Source organism: Pseudomonas sp. YQ_6 (genome assembly GCF_043103245.1).
GTDB classification, from domain to species: domain Bacteria; phylum Pseudomonadota; class Gammaproteobacteria; order Pseudomonadales; family Pseudomonadaceae; genus Aquipseudomonas; species Aquipseudomonas alloputida.
Genome location: NZ_JBICJR010000049.1, coordinates 12,348 through 30,110 on the forward strand (window position 1 = coordinate 12,348; position 17,763 = coordinate 30,110).

Here is a 17,763-nt window from a genome sequence, read left to right on the forward strand (position 1 = left end):
CCTCTGCAGGTCAAATTGTTGCGCGATTGTAGCAAAGCTGGCCTTTAGGCCCTTGCCTCTTATAATTCCCGGTGTCGGCAAATGTGTCGGCACTTCCCCGCTATTGAACCGGAGAACACCCATGCTCAACCGCCCCCTGGCGCTTGCCGCCGGCCTCGTGCTGTCTTGCTGTGCCGCTGTCGTTCAGGCCGCAGAAACGCTGCGTGTCAGCGCCATCCCCGACGAAGCGCCGACCGAACTGCAGCGCAAGTTCAAGCCTTTGGGTGAGTACCTGGCCAAGCAACTGGGCATGGAGGTGAAGTTCGTACCCGTGGCGGACTACCCGGCGGTGGTGGAGTCGCTGGCCGCAGACCGTCTCGACCTGGCCTGGCTGGGGGGCTTCACGTTCGTTCAGGTGCACCTGAAGGACCCGACCGCCACGCCACTGGTACAGCGTGAGCAGGACGCACAATTCACGTCCAAGTTCATCACCGCCAACCCCGACGTGAAGAGCCTGAGCGACCTGAAGGGCAAGTCGTTTGCCTTCGGTTCCATTTCCTCTACTTCGGGCAGCCTGATGCCGCGTTACTTCATGCTCAAGCAGGACAATATCAAGCCTGAAGAGTACTTCAGCCGCGTGGCTTATTCTGGCGCCCATGATGCCACCGTGGCCTGGGTGCAGGCTGGCAAGGTCGATGGCGGCGTGCTGAACGCCAGCGTGTGGCAAAAACTGGTGGATGCCGGCAAGGTCGACACCACCAAGGTGAAGGTGTTCGCCACCACCCCAACCTACTTTGACTACAACTGGACCGTGCGCGGCAACATGGACCCGGCGTTGAAGCAGAAAATCAAGAAAGCCTTCCTGGACCTCGACCCGAGCAACCCGGAGCACAAGGCGATCCTTGACCTGCAGGCCGCCAGCCGCTTCATCGAGACCAAGCCTGAGAACTACAAGGGCACCGAACAGGCTGCACGCGAGGCCGGCCTGCTCAAGTGACAGCTTCGAATGCGGCAATTCATCTGCACGGTGCCAGCCTGCGCCACGGCCAGGTACGCGCGCTTGACGCGGTGAGCCTGCGTATCGCGCAGGGCGAGCGTGTCGCCATCATCGGGCCGTCGGGGGCGGGCAAGTCCAGCTTGCTGCACCTGATGGCCACGGCCATCCAGCCCAGCAGTGGGCGCCTGGAGTTGCTTGGCGAGCAACCTTGGGCACTGTCGGCAAGGGCACGCCAGCGACTGCGTGCGCGGGTTGGCCTGGTGCATCAGTCGCCGCCTTTGCCACCGCGTCAGCGGGTGGTGACCGCCGTGCTGGCGGGTCGCCTGGGGCAGTGGGGTACGCTGCGCGGCTTGCTCAACCTGCTGTATCCCAGCGATGTGCCGGGGGCGCGCCAGGTGTTGGCTGAACTGGGCCTGGCCGACAAGCTGTTCGTGCAGTGTGGGCAGTTGTCCGGTGGCCAGTTGCAGCGGGTGGGCATTGCTCGGGCGTTGTACCAGCGTCCGCAGGTGCTGCTGACCGACGAACCGGTCTCGGCCATGGACCCGGTGTTGGCCGACCACAGCCTGGCCTTGCTCAATCGCCATGCCCAGGCCACTGGCGTGACGTTGGTGGCGAGCCTGCACGCCGTAGAGTTGGCGCTGGCGCATTTTCCGCGGGTGATTGGCATTCGGGAAGGGCAGGTTGTGTTCGACTGCCCGGCCGAAGCGGTCACCGAGCAACTGCTGGACGCGCTATACGCCAACGAACAACTGGCTCCGCCGCCAACCCAGGGGCCGACCCTGACCGTGCAGATTCCGCGATGCTGAAGGCCGACGCCCGCGACCCCGCGCTGCTGCCGCGGTTGCTGCTGGCCCTGTTGGCGGTAGCGGTACTGTGGCCGGCTATCCTGACAAGCGAACTGAACCCCGGGGTGCTGTTGCAGGCGGACAACCGTCAGCAGATTGCCAGCTTTACCAGCGCCTTCTGGCCGCCGGCACATGATGCCGATTTTCTTGCACTGCTCTATGAAGCCACCTTGCAGACCCTGGCCGTGGCGACTGCCGGCATGGCGCTGGCGTTGTTGTTGGCGATCCCGGCTGGCTTGTTGGCCAGCCGTGCCTTGTCCTTGCGTGCCGCTTCACGCGGCGGGCGGGCCGGGTTCTGGTCGCGACTGTTGCGTCTGCCGGTGCGCGGGCTGCTGATTTTCCTGCGTAGCGTGCCGGAGATCGTCTGGGCGTTGCTGTTCGTGCGCGCCGTGGGGCTGGGGCCGACGGCGGGCGTACTGGCTATCGCCATCACCTACAGTGGCATGCTCGGCAAGGTTTACGCCGAAATATTCGAGTCGGTCGACCAGCGCCCGGCGCATGCTTTGTTGCAGGCGGGCAGTGGCCGGCTGGCGGCGTTTTTCTACGGCATCCTGCCCAATGCTGCCTCCGAAGTGGTGTCGTACACCGTGTACCGCTGGGAGTGCGCGGTGCGGGCTTCGGTGGTGATGGGCTTTGTCGGTGCCGGCGGGCTGGGCCAGCAGATCGACCTGTCGATGCGCATGTTTGCGGGCGCGCAAGTGGCGAGCATGCTGTTGACGTTCTTGCTGCTGGTGATCCTGGCCGACCTGCTCAGCCGCCTGCTGCGTTGGAGGCTGGCATGAACCGGGTGATCAACTTGGTGCTGTTGGGTGCCATCGTGTCAGCGGTGGTGGCCTCGTTCGCATACCTGGAGTTGGACCTGCACGCACTGGTCGGCAATGGCGGGCTGGGGCAGATGGGCGAGTACGCCGGGCGCTTCCTGCAGCCGGATCTGTCTGCGGGGCATCTCAAGGCGGTGTGGCGCGGGGCGCTGGAAACCCTGGCCATGTCTGGCATGGGCACCTTGTTGGCAATGGTAGTGGGGATGTTGCTGGCACTGCCTGCGGGGGGCCGCTTCGGTTGGCCGTTGCAAGGGGCCGCGCGTTTGCTGCTCAATGCCTTGCGTGCCATTCCTGAACTGGTGTGGGCTGCGCTGACTGTGCTGGCGGCTGGGCTGGGGCCGAATGCCGGTACCCTGGCTTTGGCGTTGCACACCGCTGGCGTGCTGGGGCGGTTGTTTGCCGAGGCGCTTGAGAATGCCCCGCCCGAGCCGGCGGCGGCGATCCGTTTGCAGGGGGGCAGCCAAGTGGCGGCGTTCTGCTTTGGTACCCTGCCCAACCTGTGGCCGCAGTTGCTGGCCTACAGCTTGTACCGCTGGGAGAACAACATCCGCATGGCCAGCGTGCTCGGGTTCGTCGGGGCGGGCGGGTTGGGGCAGATGCTGTACACCACCTTGAGCCTGTTCCAGGAGGCCCAGGCCAGCACGGTGATCATCGGTATGCTGGTGTTGGTGTTGCTGGTGGATGTGTCGAGTGATGTGTTGCGTCAGCGCTATGTGCGGGCCTGACGGAAAGCCCGGGCTGCAAAGCAGCCCCGACATCTCTCAGGCGTCTACAGCCTCGGCACACTGCGCCTCCCGCTGCATCGACTCCAGGTTACGCTCGATCGTCTCGCATATGGTATCCATCTGGATCTGATGCTCGCTGAACCTGAACGGGCTCTGCAAGTCCGTGCCGATCCGCTCGATGGCCAGCAACATGAACCCTACCACCGTCGACGCCAGCGGCGTGAACCAGCCCAGCGACTCCACAAGCCCCACCGGCACGATCAGGCAGAACAGGGTGATGAACAGCCGTGGGAAATACACATAGGGGTAGGGCAATGGCGTATTGGCAATCCGTTCCATGCCGCCCTGGGCGTTAGAAAGGTCTACCAGCGTCGACTCCAGTCGCGCCAGACGAATGCTGTCCAGTCGCCCGGCCTGGTATTCCCGCGCCAGCAAGGCTGCCGAGCCGCCGAGAATGTCATTGGCGAAATTGTTCGAGCGGTTGCGCCGTTCGAACTCCGCCGGGGGGATGAAGGCCATCAGCTCCTCCGGGCAGCTTTCGCCTTTCAAGTGCGCCGCCAGGCAGTTCACATAGGCGATATGCCGGCGCAGCAGGGTGGCCTTGACCGGGTTCAGGCTGTCATCCGGGTCATCGATCAGCGTCAGCGTCTGCCGGGCGAAGCTGCGCGAACTGTTCACCAGCGCCCCCCATAGGGTGCGAGCCTCCCACCAGCGGTTGTAGGCACTGCTGTTGCGAAAACTCACCAGCACTACCAAGGCTGAGCCCAGCAGGGTCAGCGGGATCAGTGGCAGGGTGAACTTGCTGTTCAAGAACAGCATGAAATCGATGGTGACCAGCACATCCCAGATCAGCAGCCAGAACAGCGACCAGCCGATATAGCCGATGGTCTTCACCACCAGGCGGTACTTGCGGGCGATGACGTCTTTCACGCGGGGGCACCTCGAAACGCGGGGGATGCAGGATGGGACGCCGAGGCTCGTCGAAGGTTCGAGGGTTGAATGTTGCAAGGGATTTTGTAGCTGAAACGAAGGGAAAAATCCGACCAGCCTATCAGATGTGCCTGAATTCCTGGTTCAGCTCAAAAACGAAAGAGTGGGTCGCTTCAATCCTTGAAGGGGTGTATCCATAAGGATACGATTGGGTGACCACTTGATGTTTCTCGTTGAACAGACGAAAAGCTTTGCCGCTTGGCTACTGCCACCCAGGCCGCCGATATCCTCAAAGCCAGAAAGCTGCTGAAGGAGATGAAATGAGCGAAAAATTGATCCCGTTTGATATGGCAGCCTTGTTGAGCAGCGATGAGGCAATCAGTGAATACCTTAGCCAGGTGCTATCAGATGGCGATACCGAGGAAATCATTCGAGCACTTGGCCATATCGCTCGTGCACGGGGCATGACACATATTGCTACGGAGAGTGGGCTGGGTAGAGAAAGCCTGTACAAGGCGCTGAGCCCTGGCGCGAAGCCTCGTTTTGACACTGTATTGAGGGTCATTCGTGCTCTGGGGGTGGACCTTCTCGTTCAGCCACATGCAATGACCCGCTGATCCAGCTCGGTTAAGTCAGTATTTGCTTCATCTGCACCAACGCTACCCGCGTGCCGTCCCACGCCCGCCGCTCCTCGATGCCGAACGGTGTGAAGCCCAGCTGTGGATAAAGCAGCAGGCCGGCGGTGTTGTGATTGAAGCATGACACCCAGACCTCCCGGGCGCTGTACTGCTGGCGGGCGAGGTCGATCATTGCCGTTACCAGATAACGCGCTACACCAAGGCCGCGGGCGCTGGGGGCCACTACTACGTTGCCCAGGGCACATAGGCCGCCATGTTCGGCTTTGTAGAAATTGGCGAAGGCCAGGACAGCGCCGTTACCTTCCACTACCGTGGAGCCGCTGCGTTGGGCTATGGCGTCGCTCAGCTGGTTGGGGGTGAGGGGGTAGGTGGCTTTGGGGAACATGTAGAACAGTTCGTCCGGGCTCTGCGGGAAGCTGCAGATAACGGGGATGTCTTCTGGCCGGATGGGGCGGTGGGTCAGGTGCATGGCAGGTCCTTCTCGCGTTGGCTGGCAGGGCCTCTTCGCGGGTAAACCCGCTCCCACAGGTACTGCACAAGGCTCAAATCCTGTGCAGGCCCTGTAGGAGCGGGTTTACCCGCGAAGAGGCCATCAGCCTCACATCATAGGCCGCTTTCCATCCAACACCGCGCCCCGATTCACGGCTTGGCGGCCACCGCCACGTAGCCTTTGACCGCAGCCGGTGCCTTGGGCTTGGCCTTGTGCGCCAGCAGGTACTGATAGCGTCGCCATTCCTTGTCGATTTCGCTGAACGACATGAACACGCTGATACGGTCCTTGCCGACCAGGTCCGGGCGCTTGCCCGCATCGATCTCGTCGGTAGGAATGATGGCCACGTTGATGCCCACCACCTTGCCGTCATCGGCAAACACAGGCCCACCCGACATACCCTTGGTAATCGGGCCGTCGTGCACCGAGTAGAAGACGCTGCCAGGCGTACCTTCAAGCCGTACCAGCGACGACAGGGCATGGCCCTTGCCCCGCATCGGCATCATGAAACTGTTGAAGCCCACCGCCGTCACGGCTTCCCCTGGCACGTACTGGCGCCAGTGCGGCACGCTGCTGGCTTTGTGCTTGAAGAACACTACGTCACCGAGGCCCTCATGGACCACGTTGCGCAGGAAGGGGGTGTGTTTGGCGGTTACAGCGTAATCCTCGTTCCACTGGATGGCGCTGGCCATCAGCAACATGGGCAGCGGGGCACCTGAGGTAACCACGAACGCCTGGCTATAGACGGGATCTGAAACGTACGACGTTGGCACTCCATTGCACCCACTGAGCAGCATCATTGCCGCCATGCAGGGCGCGATTGTTTTCATGGGACACACATTGCGTGGAGAAAGGGGAGCGCCACTATGGCGAAGTGCCATTACTCTAACAATACTTTCGACATATATCCGACGAATGACAGCTTAAGTGTTAGTCATGACGGCGGCCAATAGAATGCAGGTATGGCTGCAGGTCCCAGAGCCATTGGGGCGGCGTCAAAGTGAAGGCATTTTTTTCGGGCGGATCTGATGGGTGTGAACTGCATTGAGCTGCAGGGGCGATCACACTGACAAGCTACCTTTTTCAGGGCGACCTGTTCATAGTTGCCAGTCGACTTACCCTGAAAGGAATCAGAACATTGTTTAAGCTAAATCCCCTGGTGCCGGAGCTGATTGTTTCTGATCTACCTCGCAGCCTGGCATTCTACTGCGGCGTACTGGGCTTCAAGATTGAATACGACCGGCCAGAAGAGCATTTTGCCTTCCTGTCTTTTGGTGGCAGCCAGCTGATGCTGGAGCAGGACTGGCAGAGTGAGTCACCCTGGCGGGTCGGCCCGCTGGAGCCGCCTTATGGTCGAGGCATCAACCTGTCAATCGAATGCGCTGATGCACTGGCCTTGGTCGAGTCGCTGGGGGTTGCGGGGCATAGCATCAGAAAGCCGATTGAAGAGTGTTGGTACCGCCAGGGCGGCATGCTGGTCGGCCAGCGCAATTTCCTGGTGCAGGACCCGGACGGCTACCTGCTTCGGTTTGCTGAAGATCTCGGCGTGAAGAGCGCCTGAGCCAGGGGCGGATGCACGAAAAATTCACCCCAGGTTGCGCTCGAGGGGCTCGCCACGGGTATCCATCTGGATCGGGTGCTCACTGAACCTGAACAGGCTCTGCTAATCCGTGCCGATCCGCTCCATGCCACCCTGTGCATTGGACAGATCTACCACCGTCGGATCCTGATGCCTTTGTCCATACTGAATATGTGGCAATGAAGTGTTGCCACATAACGCTGTGCACCCACACAGTTACTGAACCCGCAGCGCTTATTGCCCCCGTGCACTTTCGGAACTAAGCCAGCATCTTCGCCCGAACTAACTTCCCTCTTTCAAGTGTTGAGTGTCGCCATATCAACTATTTATGTCCCTTGTACGATAGTTTCAAAATGGCTGAACTAAGTATTTGCCCACAGCGCTTTTTCCCGAAGCGGGTCATCAACAAAATAGCCGCCCTTCAAATTTAAACATCAGCCTGACGCGGTGGCCGAAAGTTGACCGCGGCGGCTGGCGGCCGGGGAGGTGGCTCGCCGCCTGAGCTGATGAACCCACACCGATTACCAGGAAAGGAAAGTGTCATGGGAATGACGAGGCGTAAATTTTTGATCGGCGGCGGCGTCGTGGCTATTGCAGGTGGCGCAGGCATTCTGACCCCCTTGCTGACCCGCGAAGGCAGGTTGATCCCCGGCAAACCGCGGTTTGGTTTTGTAGAAGGTAGCGAAGGTGCGCTTCCCAAACAGGCAGACGTCGTCGTTGTTGGCGCTGGTATTCTGGGGCTCATGACCGCAATCAATCTTGTCGAGCGTGGCCTCTCGGTAGTCGTCGTTGAAAAAGGTGATATTGCCGGCGAGCAGTCATGCAGGTTCTATGGTCAGGTCATGACCTACAAGATGCCTGATGCGACGTTCCAGTTGCACCATCTTGCCAAACAACGGTGGCGCGAGATGAATGCCAAAGTGGGTGCAGATACCAGCTATCGCACACAGGGCCGGGTCGAAGTTCCTTTCGATGAAGAAGACCTGGAAAACGTCAGAAAGTGGATCGATGTCAAAAGCCGGGAAGTAGCAGCGGACAACCCCTTCAAGACTCGGATCATTCAGGGGAATGAACTCGAACAGCGGCTGCGCGGTGCATCATCAAGCTGGAAAATTGCAGGTTTCGAGGAAGACTCCGGTAGCCTGGACGCCGAGCGCGCATCGTTTGTCATGGCGGAGTACGCCAAGAAAATGGGTGTGCGTATCTACACCCACTGCGCCGCAAGGGGCCTGGAAACCCAGGCAGGCGTCATCTCCGATGTGGTGACCGAGAAGGGCGCCATCAGGACTTCTCGCGTGGTCGTGGCAGGCGGCGCCTGGTCCAGGCTGTTCATGCAGAACCTGGGCGTCGATGTGCCTACCTTGCCGGCCTACCAGTCCCAGCAAATCATCAGCGCGGCGCCCCGTGCACCGGGGGGCAACGTTGCATTGCCAGGGAATATCTACTTCCGTGAGCAGGCCGACGGTACATACGCCACCTCGCCGCGCGTCGTCGTTGCCCCGGTGGTCAAAGAATCGTTCATGTATGGCTATAAATACCTGCCATTGCTGGCCATCCCCGACTTCCCGGTGCACATCTCACTCAACAAGCAACTGATCGATTCGTTCACTCAGCCCACCCAGTGGAGGCTGGACGAGGTATCGCCCTTCGAGAAAAACAGGCTGATGACGGCGGCCCCGGATATTCCAGAGCTGGATGCATCTCTGGAAAAGCTCAAAGTCGAGTTCCCTGCCTTCAAAGATGCGAAGTTGATCGATCAGTGGAGCGGTGCCATGGCCATCGCCCCGGATGAGAACCCGATCATTTCGCAGGTCAACGAGTACCCAGGCCTGGTCATCAACACCGCGACCGGTTGGGGTATGACGGAAAGCCCGGTGTCGTCCGAACTGACGGCAGACCTGCTGCTTGGAAAGGCGCCGGTGCTGGACCCGAAACCCTTCAGTTTGTATCGATTCTAAGTACGCCTACCGCAATGGGATGACCCGTACACGCATAAACGGTGCGTGTACATTCTTGTGTAACCATCAGGAGAGAAATATGAAATTCGCTTTCAAGACCGTTGCTGCATTGGCGTTGGGAATAGCCGGTGTTGGCAGCGTTCATGCACAAGATATCGTGCGCCATGGCGCAGGTAGTTTCCCTATCTCGTCGGCTGTAGAGATTCCTGCCGGGAAGTCGGTCGTCTATCTGAGCGGTTCCGTCCCGTCGGTGATCCATCCCGATGCGCCCAAGGATTCGCTGGAAGCCTACGGTGATACCAAGGCACAAACCATCAATGTGCTTGAAAGCATCCAGCAGCAGCTGAAAACGCTGGGTCTTGGCCTGACTGACGTGGTGAAGATGCAGGTATTCCTGGTGGGGGGACCGGAGAACGGCGGCAAGATGGATTTCGAAGGTTTCATGGCTGGCTACACCCAGTTCTTCGGGCCAGCCGCCAAGCAGCCGGTGCTACCTGCGCGCTCGGCGTTCCAGATTGCAGGCCTGGCGCATCCTGCCTGGCGGGTTGAGATCGAAGTGACAGCGGTTCGTCCCTGAGAGGACCTTTGCCCAGCCCGACAAAATCGGCGGGCAAAAAAAAACCGACCGTAAGGTCGGTTTTTTCCGGATTTGGTGCCCCGAGGGAGACTCGAACTCCCACTCCTTTCGAAAACGGATTTTGAATCCGCCGCGTCTACCAATTCCGCCATCAGGGCGTGGCGCGCAGTATAAAGAGGTGCCGCTGGTCGGTCAATCGGCTTTCATGGTCAATTTTCACACATTGGGCTAAACTTCCCGGCCCTGCCGAACCGAACATCATCATGCGCGTCGCCGATTTTTCCTTCGAACTCCCTGATTCCCTGATCGCCCGCCACCCGTTGGCCGAGCGCCATGGCAGCCGTCTGCTGGTGCTCGATGGGCCTACCGGCGCGCTGGCGCACCGGCAATTCCCCGACTTGCTCGACTATCTGCGCCCCGGCGACCTGATGGTGTTCAACAACACCCGGGTGATCCCGGCGCGGTTGTTTGGCCAGAAAGCCTCCGGCGGCAAGCTGGAGGTACTGGTCGAACGCGTGCTCGACAGCCACCGGGTGCTGGCCCATGTGCGCGCCAGCAAGGCGCCCAAGGTAGGCGCGGTCATCCTCATCGATGGCGGTGGCGAGGCCGAAATGGTCGCGCGCCATGACACGCTTTTCGAACTTCGCTTCACCGAAGAGGTGCTGCCGTTGCTTGACCGTGTCGGCCATATGCCGTTGCCGCCCTATATCGACCGCCCGGACGAGGGCGCCGACCGTGAGCGCTACCAGACCGTGTACGCCCAGCGCGCTGGCGCGGTTGCCGCGCCTACCGCAGGCCTGCACTTTGACGAGGCGCTGCTGGAAAAGATCGCCGACAAGGGCGTCGAGCGCGCCTTCGTCACCCTGCATGTGGGCGCCGGCACCTTCCAGCCGGTGCGGGTCGACAAGATCGAAGACCACCACATGCATAAAGAATGGCTCGAAGTGGGCCAGGATGTGGTCGATGCCATCGAGGCCTGCCGGGCCCGTGGTGGTCGGGTGATCGCGGTTGGCACCACCAGTGTGCGTTCGCTGGAAAGCGCCGCGCGTGATGGCGTGCTCAAGGCGTTCAGTGGCGACACCGACATCTTCATCTACCCGGGCCGGCCGTTCCATGTGGTCGATGCCCTGGTCACCAACTTCCATCTGCCGGAGTCCACGCTGCTGATGCTGGTCTCGGCTTTCGCCGGCTACCCCGAAACCATGGCTGCCTACGCAGCGGCGGTCGAGCACGGGTACCGCTTCTTCAGTTACGGTGATGCCATGTTCATCACCCGCAATCCGGCGCCACGCGGGCCCGAGGATCAAGCATGAGTCGCACCTGTCGAATGTCCTTCGAACTGCTGGCCACCGACGGCAAGGCCCGTCGGGGTCGCATCACCTTCCCACGTGGCACCGTGGAAACCCCGGCATTCATGCCGGTGGGTACCTATGGCACGGTCAAGGGCATGCTGCCACGCGATATCGAGGCCATCGGCGCCGAGATGATCCTCGGCAACACCTTCCACCTGTGGCTGCGTCCGGGCACCGAGGTGATCAAGAAGCACAACGGCCTGCACGATTTCATGCAGTGGAAAGGCCCGATCCTCACCGACTCCGGTGGTTTCCAGGTATTCAGCCTGGGCGCCATGCGCAAGATCAAGGAAGAGGGCGTGACCTTCGCTTCGCCGGTCGATGGTTCCAAAGTGTTCATGGGCCCGGAAGAGTCGATGCAGGTTCAGCGTGACCTGGGCTCCGACGTGGTAATGATCTTCGACGAGTGCACCCCGTACCCGGCCGAGCACGATGTGGCACGCACTTCCATGGAGCTGTCGCTGCGCTGGGCCCAGCGCTCGAAGAACGCCCATGCCGACAACACCGCAGCGCTGTTCGGCATTGTCCAGGGCGGCATGTACCAGGACCTGCGCATGCGCTCGCTGGAAGGCCTGGAAAACATCGGTTTCGACGGTCTGGCCATTGGCGGTCTGTCGGTGGGCGAGCCCAAGCACGAAATGATCAAGGTGCTGGATTACCTGCCGGGCCAGATGCCTGCTGACAAACCTCGTTACCTTATGGGGGTAGGCAAACCGGAAGATCTCGTTGAGGGTGTGCGCCGCGGCGTCGACATGTTCGACTGCGTGATGCCGACGCGTAACGCGCGCAACGGTCATCTGTTCGTCGATACAGGGGTGATCAAGATCCGCAATGCGTTCCATCGTCACGATGAATCCCCGCTGGATCCGACCTGTGACTGCTATACCTGCACCAACTTCTCGCGCGCCTATCTCCATCATCTGGACAAATGCGGCGAAATGCTGAGCAGCATGCTGAATACCATCCACAACTTGCGCCATTATCAGCGCTTGATGGCCGGTTTACGCGAGGCTATTCAACAGGGTAAATTGGCCGCCTTTGTCGACGCCTTCTACGCCAAGCGCGGGCTTCCTGTACCGCCCTTGGACTGACTGTCCGCATCCATTATTAGAAAATTAACATTAGGAGTGCCCAATGAGCTTCTTCATCCCCGCCGCATACGCGGACGCTGCAGCACCTGCCGCTGGCCCAGCCGGTACCGGCTTCGAGTGGATTTTCCTGGTCGGTTTCCTGGTCATCTTCTACCTGATGATCTGGCGCCCGCAGGCCAAGCGCGCAAAAGAGCAGAAGAACCTGCTGAGCAACTTGCAGAAAGGTGACGAAGTTGTCACCAACGGCGGCATCGCCGGCAAGATCGTCAAGGTTTCCGATGACTTCGTGGTGCTGGAAGTGTCCGACACTGTCGAGCTGAAGTTCCAGAAGGGTGCCATTGCTGCGACCCTGCCAAAAGGTACGCTCAAGGCTATCTGAGTTACCGGTTTTATTTTCCAGTCGGGGCGCGCAACGCGCCCCGCGTCTTGAACGGGCGGCGTGATGCTGAACAAATATCCTCTGTGGAAATATGCACTGATCGTGCTGGTACTGGTGGTCGGTTTCATTTATTCCGCTCCCAACCTCTACCCGGATGACCCGGCGGTACAGATCAGCGGTGCCAGCTCGGCGCTGCAGGTGAATCAGGCCGACCTCGATCGCGTCAGCAAGGCGCTGGTCGATGCCAAGATCGCCGTCAAGGGCGCAAGCCTGGGTGAAAAGGGCAGCGGGCTGATCCGCCTGACCAATCAGGAAGACCAACTGCCAGCCAAGGATGTCGTGCGCAAGGCACTGGGCGATGATTACGTCGTGGCCCTGAACCTGGCCCAGACTACCCCGCAATGGCTGCGCAACCTGGGCGCAAGCCCGATGAAACTGGGCCTGGACCTGTCTGGTGGTGTGCACTTCCTGCTGGAAGTGGACATGGACAAGGCCATGACTGCCCGCATGAAAGTCTACGAAGGCGAGGTCAAGACCTTGCTGCGCAAAGAGCGCGTCCGCTACCGCAGCCTGCCTCAGCAGGATGGCGGCATCATGCTGGGCTTCGCTGACGATGCCACCCGCGAACAGGCACGTGCCCTGATCCGCAAGAATTTCAATGATTTCGAACTGACCACCACCGAGCGCAACGAGCTTGCGGTGCTGCGTCTGGCGCTGACTCAGGCGAAAGTCGCCGAGATCCGCGAATACTCGATCAAGCAGAACCTCACTACCGTGCGCAACCGCGTGAACGAACTGGGTGTGGCCGAGCCGCTGGTGCAGCGCCAGGGCGCCAACCGTATCGTGGTCGAGCTGCCAGGCGTGCAGGACACTGCCGAAGCCAAGCGTATCCTCGGTAAAACGGCCAACCTGGAGTTCCGCTTCGGTGCTGAACCAGGTGCATCCAAAGCCACTACCGAGGTGTTCGAGTTCCGTGAGGGCGGCCGCTCCGCTGCCGTCGAGCGGGGCCTGATCATCACGGGTGACCAGGTCACCGACGCCCAGGCCAGTTTTGACGAGCATGGTAGCCCGCAGGTGAACATTCGTCTGGATGGTCACGGTGGCGAGCTGATGAGCCGCGCAACGCGCAGCAACGTTGGCCGTAGCATGGCGGTGATCTTCATCGAGCAGAAGCCAGTCACCCGTTACGTCAAGCAGACTGTCGGTGGCGTCGAGAAGGACGTTGCCGTACAAAGCTTTGTCGAAGAGAAGAAAATCATCAGCCTGGCGACCATCCAGTCGCCGCTGGGCAGCCAATTCCGCATCACCGGCCTGAACGGCCAGGGCGAGTCGTCGGAACTGGCTCTGCTGCTGCGTGCCGGTGGTCTGGCCGCGCCAATGTACTTCGCTGAAGAACGTACCATTGGCCCAAGCCTGGGTGCCGACAACATCACCAAGGGTATCGACGCCTCGCTGTGGGGCATGTTGTTTGTCTCTCTGTTCATCATTGCCATCTACCGCGCCTTCGGCGTGCTGGCCACCATCGCCCTGGCGGGCAACATGGTGCTGCTGCTGGCGTTGATGTCGCTGCTGGGGGCGACCCTGACCCTGCCGGGTATTGCCGGCATCGTGTTGACCATGGGTATGGCGGTGGACGCCAACGTGCTGATCTTCTCGCGTATTCGCGAAGAGATCGCTGCTGGCATGTCGGTGCAGCGCGCTATCCACGAAGGCTTCAATCGCGCCTACTCGGCAATCGTCGACGCCAACCTGACCACCCTGTTGGTCGGCGGCATCCTGTTTGCCATGGGTACCGGCCCGGTCAAAGGCTTTGCGGTCACCATGTCCCTCGGGATTTTCACCTCGATGTTCACCGCCGTCATGGTGACCCGTGCATTGGTCAACCTGACCTGCGGCGGGCGTGACATCAAGAAGCTGTGGGTTTGAGGGAGCTGCGATGAAAACCATCAATTTCATGGGCGTGCGCAATGTCGCGTTCGCCGTCACCGTGCTCCTCACCGTGTTGGCGCTGTTCAGCTGGTGGCAAAAGGGCCTGAACTTCGGGCTGGACTTCACCGGGGGTACGCTGATCGAGCTGACCTACGAGCGTCCTGCCGACCTCAAGGCGGTGCGTGCCGAGCTGGTCAACTCCGGCTTCGACGAGGCGGTGGTGCAGAGCTTCGGCGCCACTACCGACCTGCTGGTGCGCATGCCGGGCGATGACCCGCAGTTGGGCAACAAGGTAGCTGCCGCGCTGCAGAAGGCAGGCGGCGACAACCCGGCCACGGTCAAGCGTGTCGAGTTCGTCGGTCCGCAGGTCGGTGAAGAGCTGCGCGACCAGGGCGGCATGGGCATGCTCCTGGCTCTGGGCGGTATCCTCATCTACCTGGCCTTCCGCTTCCAGTGGAAGTTCGCCGTTGGCGCGATCATCTCGCTGATCCACGACGTGGTGGTAACGCTGGGTATCCTGTCGTTCTTCCAGATCACCTTCGACCTGACAGTGCTGGCGGCGGTCCTGGCGATCATTGGTTACTCGCTGAACGACACCATTGTTGTGTTCGACCGGGTACGCGAGAACTTCCGTGTCATGCGCAAGGCCTCGCTGATCGAGAACATCAACATTTCCACCACCCAGACCCTGCTGCGTACCGTCGCCACTTCGGTTTCGACCTTGCTGGCCATTGCTGCGCTGCTGTTCTTCGGGGGTGACAACCTGTTCGGTTTCTCGCTTGCCCTGTTCATTGGTGTCATGGCCGGTACCTACTCGTCGATCTATATCGCCAACGTGGTACTGATCTGGCTGAACCTGAACAGCGAAGACCTGATCCCGCCGACCAAGGCCGAGGGTGTGGATGATCGTCCGTAAGGGCTAGTCCATCACCGCCTGGCGGTGTAAAAGGCGCGAGTATTGAACTCGCGCCTTTTTTTTTGCTCCAAGGCTGGGAGAAGCGCGGGTTTATACCCGCTGGTACGATCAGGAGGTCCACGTGAATAAATCAATGCTGGTGGGTGCGGTACTGGGTGCTGTCGGTGTGACTGCCGGAGGTGCTGTCGCGACCTACAGCTTGGTCAACAAGGGGCCTGAGTATGCCCAGGTCACCGACGTGCAGCCGATCAAGCAACAGGTGAAAACCCCGCGCGAAGTGTGCAAGGACGTTGCCGTTACGCGCCAGGCGCCGGTCAAGGACCAGCATCAGATCGCTGGCACCGTCGTGGGTGCGCTGGCCGGTGGTTTGCTGGGTAACCAGATTGGTGGTGGTACCGGTAAGAAGATTGCCACGGTGGCCGGTGCGGTCGGTGGTGGTTATGCCGGTAACAAGGTGCAGGAAGGCATGCAGGAGCGTGATACCTACACGACCACGCAAACCCGCTGCAACACGGTCAACGACATCAGCGAGAAGGTGGTGGGCTACAACGTGACCTATTCCATCGGTGATCAGGTAGGCAAGGTGAAGATGGACCGCGAGCCGGGATCGACCATTCCGCTGGACAAGAATGGCAAGTTGATCCTGAGCGAAGCGGGTCAGTAATTTGCGTTGTCTGTGCCGGCCGCTTCGCGGGTAAACCCGCTCCTACAGGGGCAATGCGATCCATGTAGGAGCGGGTTTACCCGCGAAGAGGCCGGTACGGGCAATGCAAAACCACCAGGCACAAAAAAGCACCTCGAGAGGTGCTTTTTGTTTGCCGCAATCTGCGCTTAGCGCTTCATGCTTTCTGGCAGGTGGGGCTGGATGGCAGTCAGTACTGCCTTGAAGCACTTGATGTTGCCTGCAACGATGTGGCCTTTGTCGAGGAAGTCGTGGCCACCGTTGAAGTCACTCACCAAGCCACCGGCTTCCTGGATCAGCAGTACGCCCGCTGCCATGTCCCATTCGGACAGGCCCGACTCCCAGAAGGCGTCGAAGCGGCCGGCAGCCACATAGGCCAGGTCCAGGCTGGCGGAGCCGGCGCGGCGGATGCCGGCGGTCTGGCCGGTCAAGGCGCGGAACATGCCCAGGTAGTTGTCCATGTCCGCCATCTGGCCATCACGGAACGGGAAGCCGGTGCCCAGCAGGGCGCCTTCCAGGCTTGTGCGCGAGCTGACGCGCAGGCGGCGGCCATTGAGCTGGGCGCCACGGCCACGGCTGGCGGTGAATTCTTCCTGGCGAACCGGGTCGACGATCACGGCGTGCTCAAGGCGGCCGCGGTATTTGCAGGCGATGCTGACGGCGAAGTGCGGGATGCCGCGCAGGAAGTTGGTGGTGCCGTCCAGCGGATCGATGATCCACAGGTAATCTTTGCCTTCTTCGCCGCTACCCGCGTGCAGGCCGGTTTCCTCGCCCTGGATGGAGTGGTTCGGGTAGGCCTTGCGCAGGGCGTTGACGATGCTCTGCTCGGCGGCGCGATCGACTTCGGAAACGTAGTCCTTGGCCTCTTTCTCATCGACCTTGATGCTATCCAGGCGTTCGATGGAGCGGAAAATCAGTTCACTGGCGCTGCGAGCGGCGCGCAGGGCGATATTCAGCATAGGCTGCATGGGCGGGTCACCTGGAGATGTTAAAGAAGAAAGCCGATCATTCTAGCAGAAAACTTTGGCGGCAGAAGTGTCACATTTGCTTTCATGGCGTTACGTCTGTCGGTTCTGTAAGATCGAAGGCCCTGATTCCTGCATCTGTGAGCACAACACCTTGCTGCAAAATATTCGTGTTGTTCTGGTCAATACCAGCCACCCCGGCAACATCGGCGGCGCTGCGCGTGCCATGAAAAACATGGGCTTGTCGCGTCTGGTGCTGGTGCAGCCGAAAGAATTCCCCGCCGTGGATGCCAGTGCCCGTGCTTCGGGCGCCGACGATGTGCTGGATAACGCCCAGGTGGTCGACAGCCTCGAGCAGGCGCTGGTCGGTTGCAACCTGGTGATGGGCACCAGCGCTCGCGAGCGCAGCATTCCCTGGCCGTTGATCGGCCCGCGTGAATGCGGTGCCAAGGCGGTGGAGCATGCCAATGGCGGCGAGGAAATCGCCCTGGTGTTCGGGCGCGAGCACGCCGGTCTGACCAACGAAGAACTGCAGCGATGTCACTTCCACGTGCACATTCCCTCCAACCCCGACTTCAGCTCGCTGAACCTGGCGGCTGCCGTGCAGGTGCTCTCCTACGAGGTGCGCATGGCCTGGCTGGCTGCCGGTGAGGCACCGGGCAAAGTCGAGAAGGTTGACGCCGCTGAGCTGGCGACCATGGATGAAATGGAGCTGTTCTACGACCACCTGGAGAAAACCCTGGTGGGCATCGGCTTCCTCGACCCCGAAAAGCCCAAGCACCTGATGCCGCGCCTGCGCCGGCTGTATGGGCGGGTGGCGGTCGAGCGTTCGGAAATGAGCATTTTGCGCGGCATCCTCACCGAGACCCAGAAAGTGGTCCGGGGCGAGCCGCATAAACGGAAGGACTGA

19 protein-coding genes, 1 tRNA gene and 1 pseudogene are annotated in these 17,763 nt (G+C 60.7%); 15 read left to right on the forward strand and 6 right to left on the reverse strand.

What is annotated here, in order from left to right; all coding sequences use genetic code 11:
* The first annotated feature begins 121 nt into the window (after nucleotides 1-121).
* The 4 genes from ACF8FG_RS15975 to phnE are packed head-to-tail and all read left to right on the forward strand — an operon-like array spanning nucleotide 122 to nucleotide 3,367.
* Nucleotides 122-976 carry a putative selenate ABC transporter substrate-binding protein gene (locus ACF8FG_RS15975; RefSeq protein ID WP_010952054.1) on the forward strand — a complete coding sequence of 285 codons (855 nt, stop codon included), beginning with the start codon at nucleotides 122-124 and terminating at the stop codon, nucleotides 974-976.
* Complete coding sequence (locus ACF8FG_RS15980) at nucleotides 973-1,782, forward strand: phosphonate ABC transporter ATP-binding protein (RefSeq protein ID WP_019438899.1); 810 nt, start codon at nucleotides 973-975, stop codon at nucleotides 1,780-1,782. The genes ACF8FG_RS15975 and ACF8FG_RS15980 overlap by 4 nt, the downstream gene beginning before the upstream one ends.
* Nucleotides 1,776-2,603 carry an ABC transporter permease gene (locus ACF8FG_RS15985; protein ID WP_014589740.1) on the forward strand — a complete coding sequence of 276 codons (828 nt, stop codon included), beginning with the start codon at nucleotides 1,776-1,778 and terminating at the stop codon, nucleotides 2,601-2,603. The genes ACF8FG_RS15980 and ACF8FG_RS15985 overlap by 7 nt, the downstream gene beginning before the upstream one ends.
* A complete protein-coding gene (gene phnE / locus ACF8FG_RS15990) occupies nucleotides 2,600-3,367 on the forward strand; it encodes a phosphonate ABC transporter, permease protein PhnE (RefSeq protein ID WP_318075626.1) in 768 nt (255 codons plus the stop codon). Before ACF8FG_RS15985 ends, phnE begins: the two co-directional genes overlap by 4 nt.
* 36 nt (nucleotides 3,368-3,403) lie before the next feature.
* On the opposite strand, the gene ACF8FG_RS15995 is transcribed toward phnE, so the two are convergent.
* A complete protein-coding gene (locus ACF8FG_RS15995) occupies nucleotides 3,404-4,297 on the reverse strand; it encodes a bestrophin family protein (RefSeq protein WP_014589742.1) in 894 nt (297 codons plus the stop codon).
* Between the two features lie 320 nt (nucleotides 4,298-4,617).
* On the opposite strand from ACF8FG_RS15995, the gene ACF8FG_RS16000 reads away from it, so the two are divergent.
* Nucleotides 4,618-4,914, forward strand: coding sequence for an addiction module antidote protein (locus ACF8FG_RS16000; protein ID WP_003248566.1), 297 nt, complete (start codon nucleotides 4,618-4,620; stop codon nucleotides 4,912-4,914).
* Nucleotides 4,915-4,924: 10 nt separating this feature from the next.
* Here the strand turns inward: ACF8FG_RS16000 and ACF8FG_RS16005 are convergent, their stop codons facing one another.
* Together ACF8FG_RS16005 and ACF8FG_RS16010 are read right to left on the reverse strand one after the other, a co-directional pair.
* Complete coding sequence (locus tag ACF8FG_RS16005; RefSeq protein ID WP_014589743.1) at nucleotides 4,925-5,404, reverse strand: GNAT family N-acetyltransferase; 480 nt, start codon at nucleotides 5,402-5,404, stop codon at nucleotides 4,925-4,927.
* A gap of 170 nt (nucleotides 5,405-5,574) precedes the next feature.
* Nucleotides 5,575-6,222 carry a trypsin-like peptidase domain-containing protein gene (locus tag ACF8FG_RS16010; RefSeq protein WP_026031968.1) on the reverse strand — a complete coding sequence of 216 codons (648 nt, stop codon included), beginning with the start codon at nucleotides 6,220-6,222 and terminating at the stop codon, nucleotides 5,575-5,577.
* Between the two features lie 341 nt (nucleotides 6,223-6,563).
* Here ACF8FG_RS16010 and ACF8FG_RS16015 point away from each other — a divergent pair, with 341 nt between their 5' ends.
* A complete protein-coding gene (locus tag ACF8FG_RS16015) occupies nucleotides 6,564-6,986 on the forward strand; it encodes a VOC family protein (RefSeq protein WP_014589745.1) in 423 nt (140 codons plus the stop codon).
* A 24-nt stretch (nucleotides 6,987-7,010) separates the two neighbouring features.
* Here the strand turns inward: ACF8FG_RS16015 and ACF8FG_RS16020 are convergent.
* A pseudogene (locus ACF8FG_RS16020) lies at nucleotides 7,011-7,112 on the reverse strand (effector protein); the annotation flags it as partial.
* A gap of 434 nt (nucleotides 7,113-7,546) precedes the next feature.
* Between ACF8FG_RS16020 and ACF8FG_RS16025 the strand changes: the two are divergent.
* Both ACF8FG_RS16025 and ACF8FG_RS16030 read left to right on the forward strand, forming a co-directional pair.
* A complete protein-coding gene (locus tag ACF8FG_RS16025) occupies nucleotides 7,547-8,962 on the forward strand; it encodes an FAD-binding oxidoreductase (protein WP_041166846.1) in 1,416 nt (471 codons plus the stop codon).
* Nucleotides 8,963-9,041: 79 nt separating this feature from the next.
* Nucleotides 9,042-9,539 carry a RidA family protein gene (locus ACF8FG_RS16030; RefSeq protein ID WP_014589747.1) on the forward strand — a complete coding sequence of 166 codons (498 nt, stop codon included), beginning with the start codon at nucleotides 9,042-9,044 and terminating at the stop codon, nucleotides 9,537-9,539.
* Between the two features lie 73 nt (nucleotides 9,540-9,612).
* Here the strand turns inward: ACF8FG_RS16030 and ACF8FG_RS16035 are convergent.
* Nucleotides 9,613-9,697 (reverse strand) — tRNA-Leu (locus ACF8FG_RS16035).
* A 105-nt stretch (nucleotides 9,698-9,802) separates the two neighbouring features.
* Here ACF8FG_RS16035 and queA point away from each other — a divergent pair.
* From queA to ACF8FG_RS16065, 6 genes are all read left to right on the forward strand, one after another.
* Nucleotides 9,803-10,852 carry a tRNA preQ1(34) S-adenosylmethionine ribosyltransferase-isomerase QueA gene (gene queA, locus ACF8FG_RS16040; RefSeq protein WP_004576301.1) on the forward strand — a complete coding sequence of 350 codons (1,050 nt, stop codon included), beginning with the start codon at nucleotides 9,803-9,805 and terminating at the stop codon, nucleotides 10,850-10,852.
* Nucleotides 10,853-10,866: 14 nt separating this feature from the next.
* Complete coding sequence (gene tgt, locus ACF8FG_RS16045; RefSeq protein ID WP_014589748.1) at nucleotides 10,867-11,982, forward strand: tRNA guanosine(34) transglycosylase Tgt; 1,116 nt, start codon at nucleotides 10,867-10,869, stop codon at nucleotides 11,980-11,982.
* A gap of 43 nt (nucleotides 11,983-12,025) precedes the next feature.
* The gene (gene yajC / locus ACF8FG_RS16050) at nucleotides 12,026-12,361 is read left to right on the forward strand and encodes a preprotein translocase subunit YajC (RefSeq protein WP_003248556.1); all 336 of its coding nucleotides are present in this window, start codon (nucleotides 12,026-12,028) and stop codon (nucleotides 12,359-12,361) included.
* A gap of 63 nt (nucleotides 12,362-12,424) precedes the next feature.
* On the forward strand, nucleotides 12,425-14,287 hold the full coding sequence (secD, locus tag ACF8FG_RS16055; RefSeq protein ID WP_019438895.1) for a protein translocase subunit SecD: 1,863 nt from the start codon (nucleotides 12,425-12,427) through the stop codon (nucleotides 14,285-14,287).
* Between the two features lie 10 nt (nucleotides 14,288-14,297).
* Nucleotides 14,298-15,206 carry a protein translocase subunit SecF gene (gene secF / locus ACF8FG_RS16060; RefSeq protein ID WP_014589750.1) on the forward strand — a complete coding sequence of 303 codons (909 nt, stop codon included), beginning with the start codon at nucleotides 14,298-14,300 and terminating at the stop codon, nucleotides 15,204-15,206.
* A gap of 121 nt (nucleotides 15,207-15,327) precedes the next feature.
* Nucleotides 15,328-15,870 (forward strand): glycine zipper 2TM domain-containing protein, encoded by a 543-nt coding sequence (locus tag ACF8FG_RS16065; RefSeq protein WP_014589751.1) that lies wholly within the window; start codon nucleotides 15,328-15,330, stop codon nucleotides 15,868-15,870.
* A 167-nt stretch (nucleotides 15,871-16,037) separates the two neighbouring features.
* Here ACF8FG_RS16065 and suhB read toward each other — a convergent pair whose 3' ends face one another.
* The gene (suhB, locus tag ACF8FG_RS16070) at nucleotides 16,038-16,856 is read right to left on the reverse strand and encodes an inositol-phosphate phosphatase (protein WP_003248548.1); all 819 of its coding nucleotides are present in this window, start codon (nucleotides 16,854-16,856) and stop codon (nucleotides 16,038-16,040) included.
* Nucleotides 16,857-17,007: 151 nt separating this feature from the next.
* On the opposite strand from suhB, the gene trmJ reads away from it, so the two are divergent.
* Complete coding sequence (gene trmJ, locus ACF8FG_RS16075) at nucleotides 17,008-17,763, forward strand: tRNA (cytosine(32)/uridine(32)-2'-O)-methyltransferase TrmJ (protein WP_004576300.1); 756 nt, start codon at nucleotides 17,008-17,010, stop codon at nucleotides 17,761-17,763.

Coding starts and splice junctions, on each gene's coding strand:
- ACF8FG_RS15975 (WP_010952054.1), top strand. CDS start 122: ATGCTCAACCGCCCCCTGGCGCTTGCCGCCGGCCTCGTGCTGTCTTGC.
- ACF8FG_RS15985 (WP_014589740.1), top strand. CDS start 1,776: ATGCTGAAGGCCGACGCCCGCGACCCCGCGCTGCTGCCGCGGTTGCTG.
- phnE (WP_318075626.1), top strand. CDS start 2,600: ATGAACCGGGTGATCAACTTGGTGCTGTTGGGTGCCATCGTGTCAGCG.
- ACF8FG_RS16000 (WP_003248566.1), top strand. CDS start 4,618: ATGAGCGAAAAATTGATCCCGTTTGATATGGCAGCCTTGTTGAGCAGC.
- ACF8FG_RS16005 (WP_014589743.1), bottom strand. CDS start 5,404: ATGCACCTGACCCACCGCCCCATCCGGCCAGAAGACATCCCCGTTATC.
- ACF8FG_RS16010 (WP_026031968.1), bottom strand. CDS start 6,222: ATGCTGCTCAGTGGGTGCAATGGAGTGCCAACGTCGTACGTTTCAGAT.
- ACF8FG_RS16025 (WP_041166846.1), top strand. CDS start 7,547: ATGGGAATGACGAGGCGTAAATTTTTGATCGGCGGCGGCGTCGTGGCT.
- ACF8FG_RS16030 (WP_014589747.1), top strand. CDS start 9,042: ATGAAATTCGCTTTCAAGACCGTTGCTGCATTGGCGTTGGGAATAGCC.
- queA (WP_004576301.1), top strand. CDS start 9,803: ATGCGCGTCGCCGATTTTTCCTTCGAACTCCCTGATTCCCTGATCGCC.
- tgt (WP_014589748.1), top strand. CDS start 10,867: ATGTCCTTCGAACTGCTGGCCACCGACGGCAAGGCCCGTCGGGGTCGC.
- yajC (WP_003248556.1), top strand. CDS start 12,026: ATGAGCTTCTTCATCCCCGCCGCATACGCGGACGCTGCAGCACCTGCC.
- secD (WP_019438895.1), top strand. CDS start 12,425: ATGCTGAACAAATATCCTCTGTGGAAATATGCACTGATCGTGCTGGTA.
- secF (WP_014589750.1), top strand. CDS start 14,298: ATGAAAACCATCAATTTCATGGGCGTGCGCAATGTCGCGTTCGCCGTC.
- suhB (WP_003248548.1), bottom strand. CDS start 16,856: ATGCAGCCTATGCTGAATATCGCCCTGCGCGCCGCTCGCAGCGCCAGT.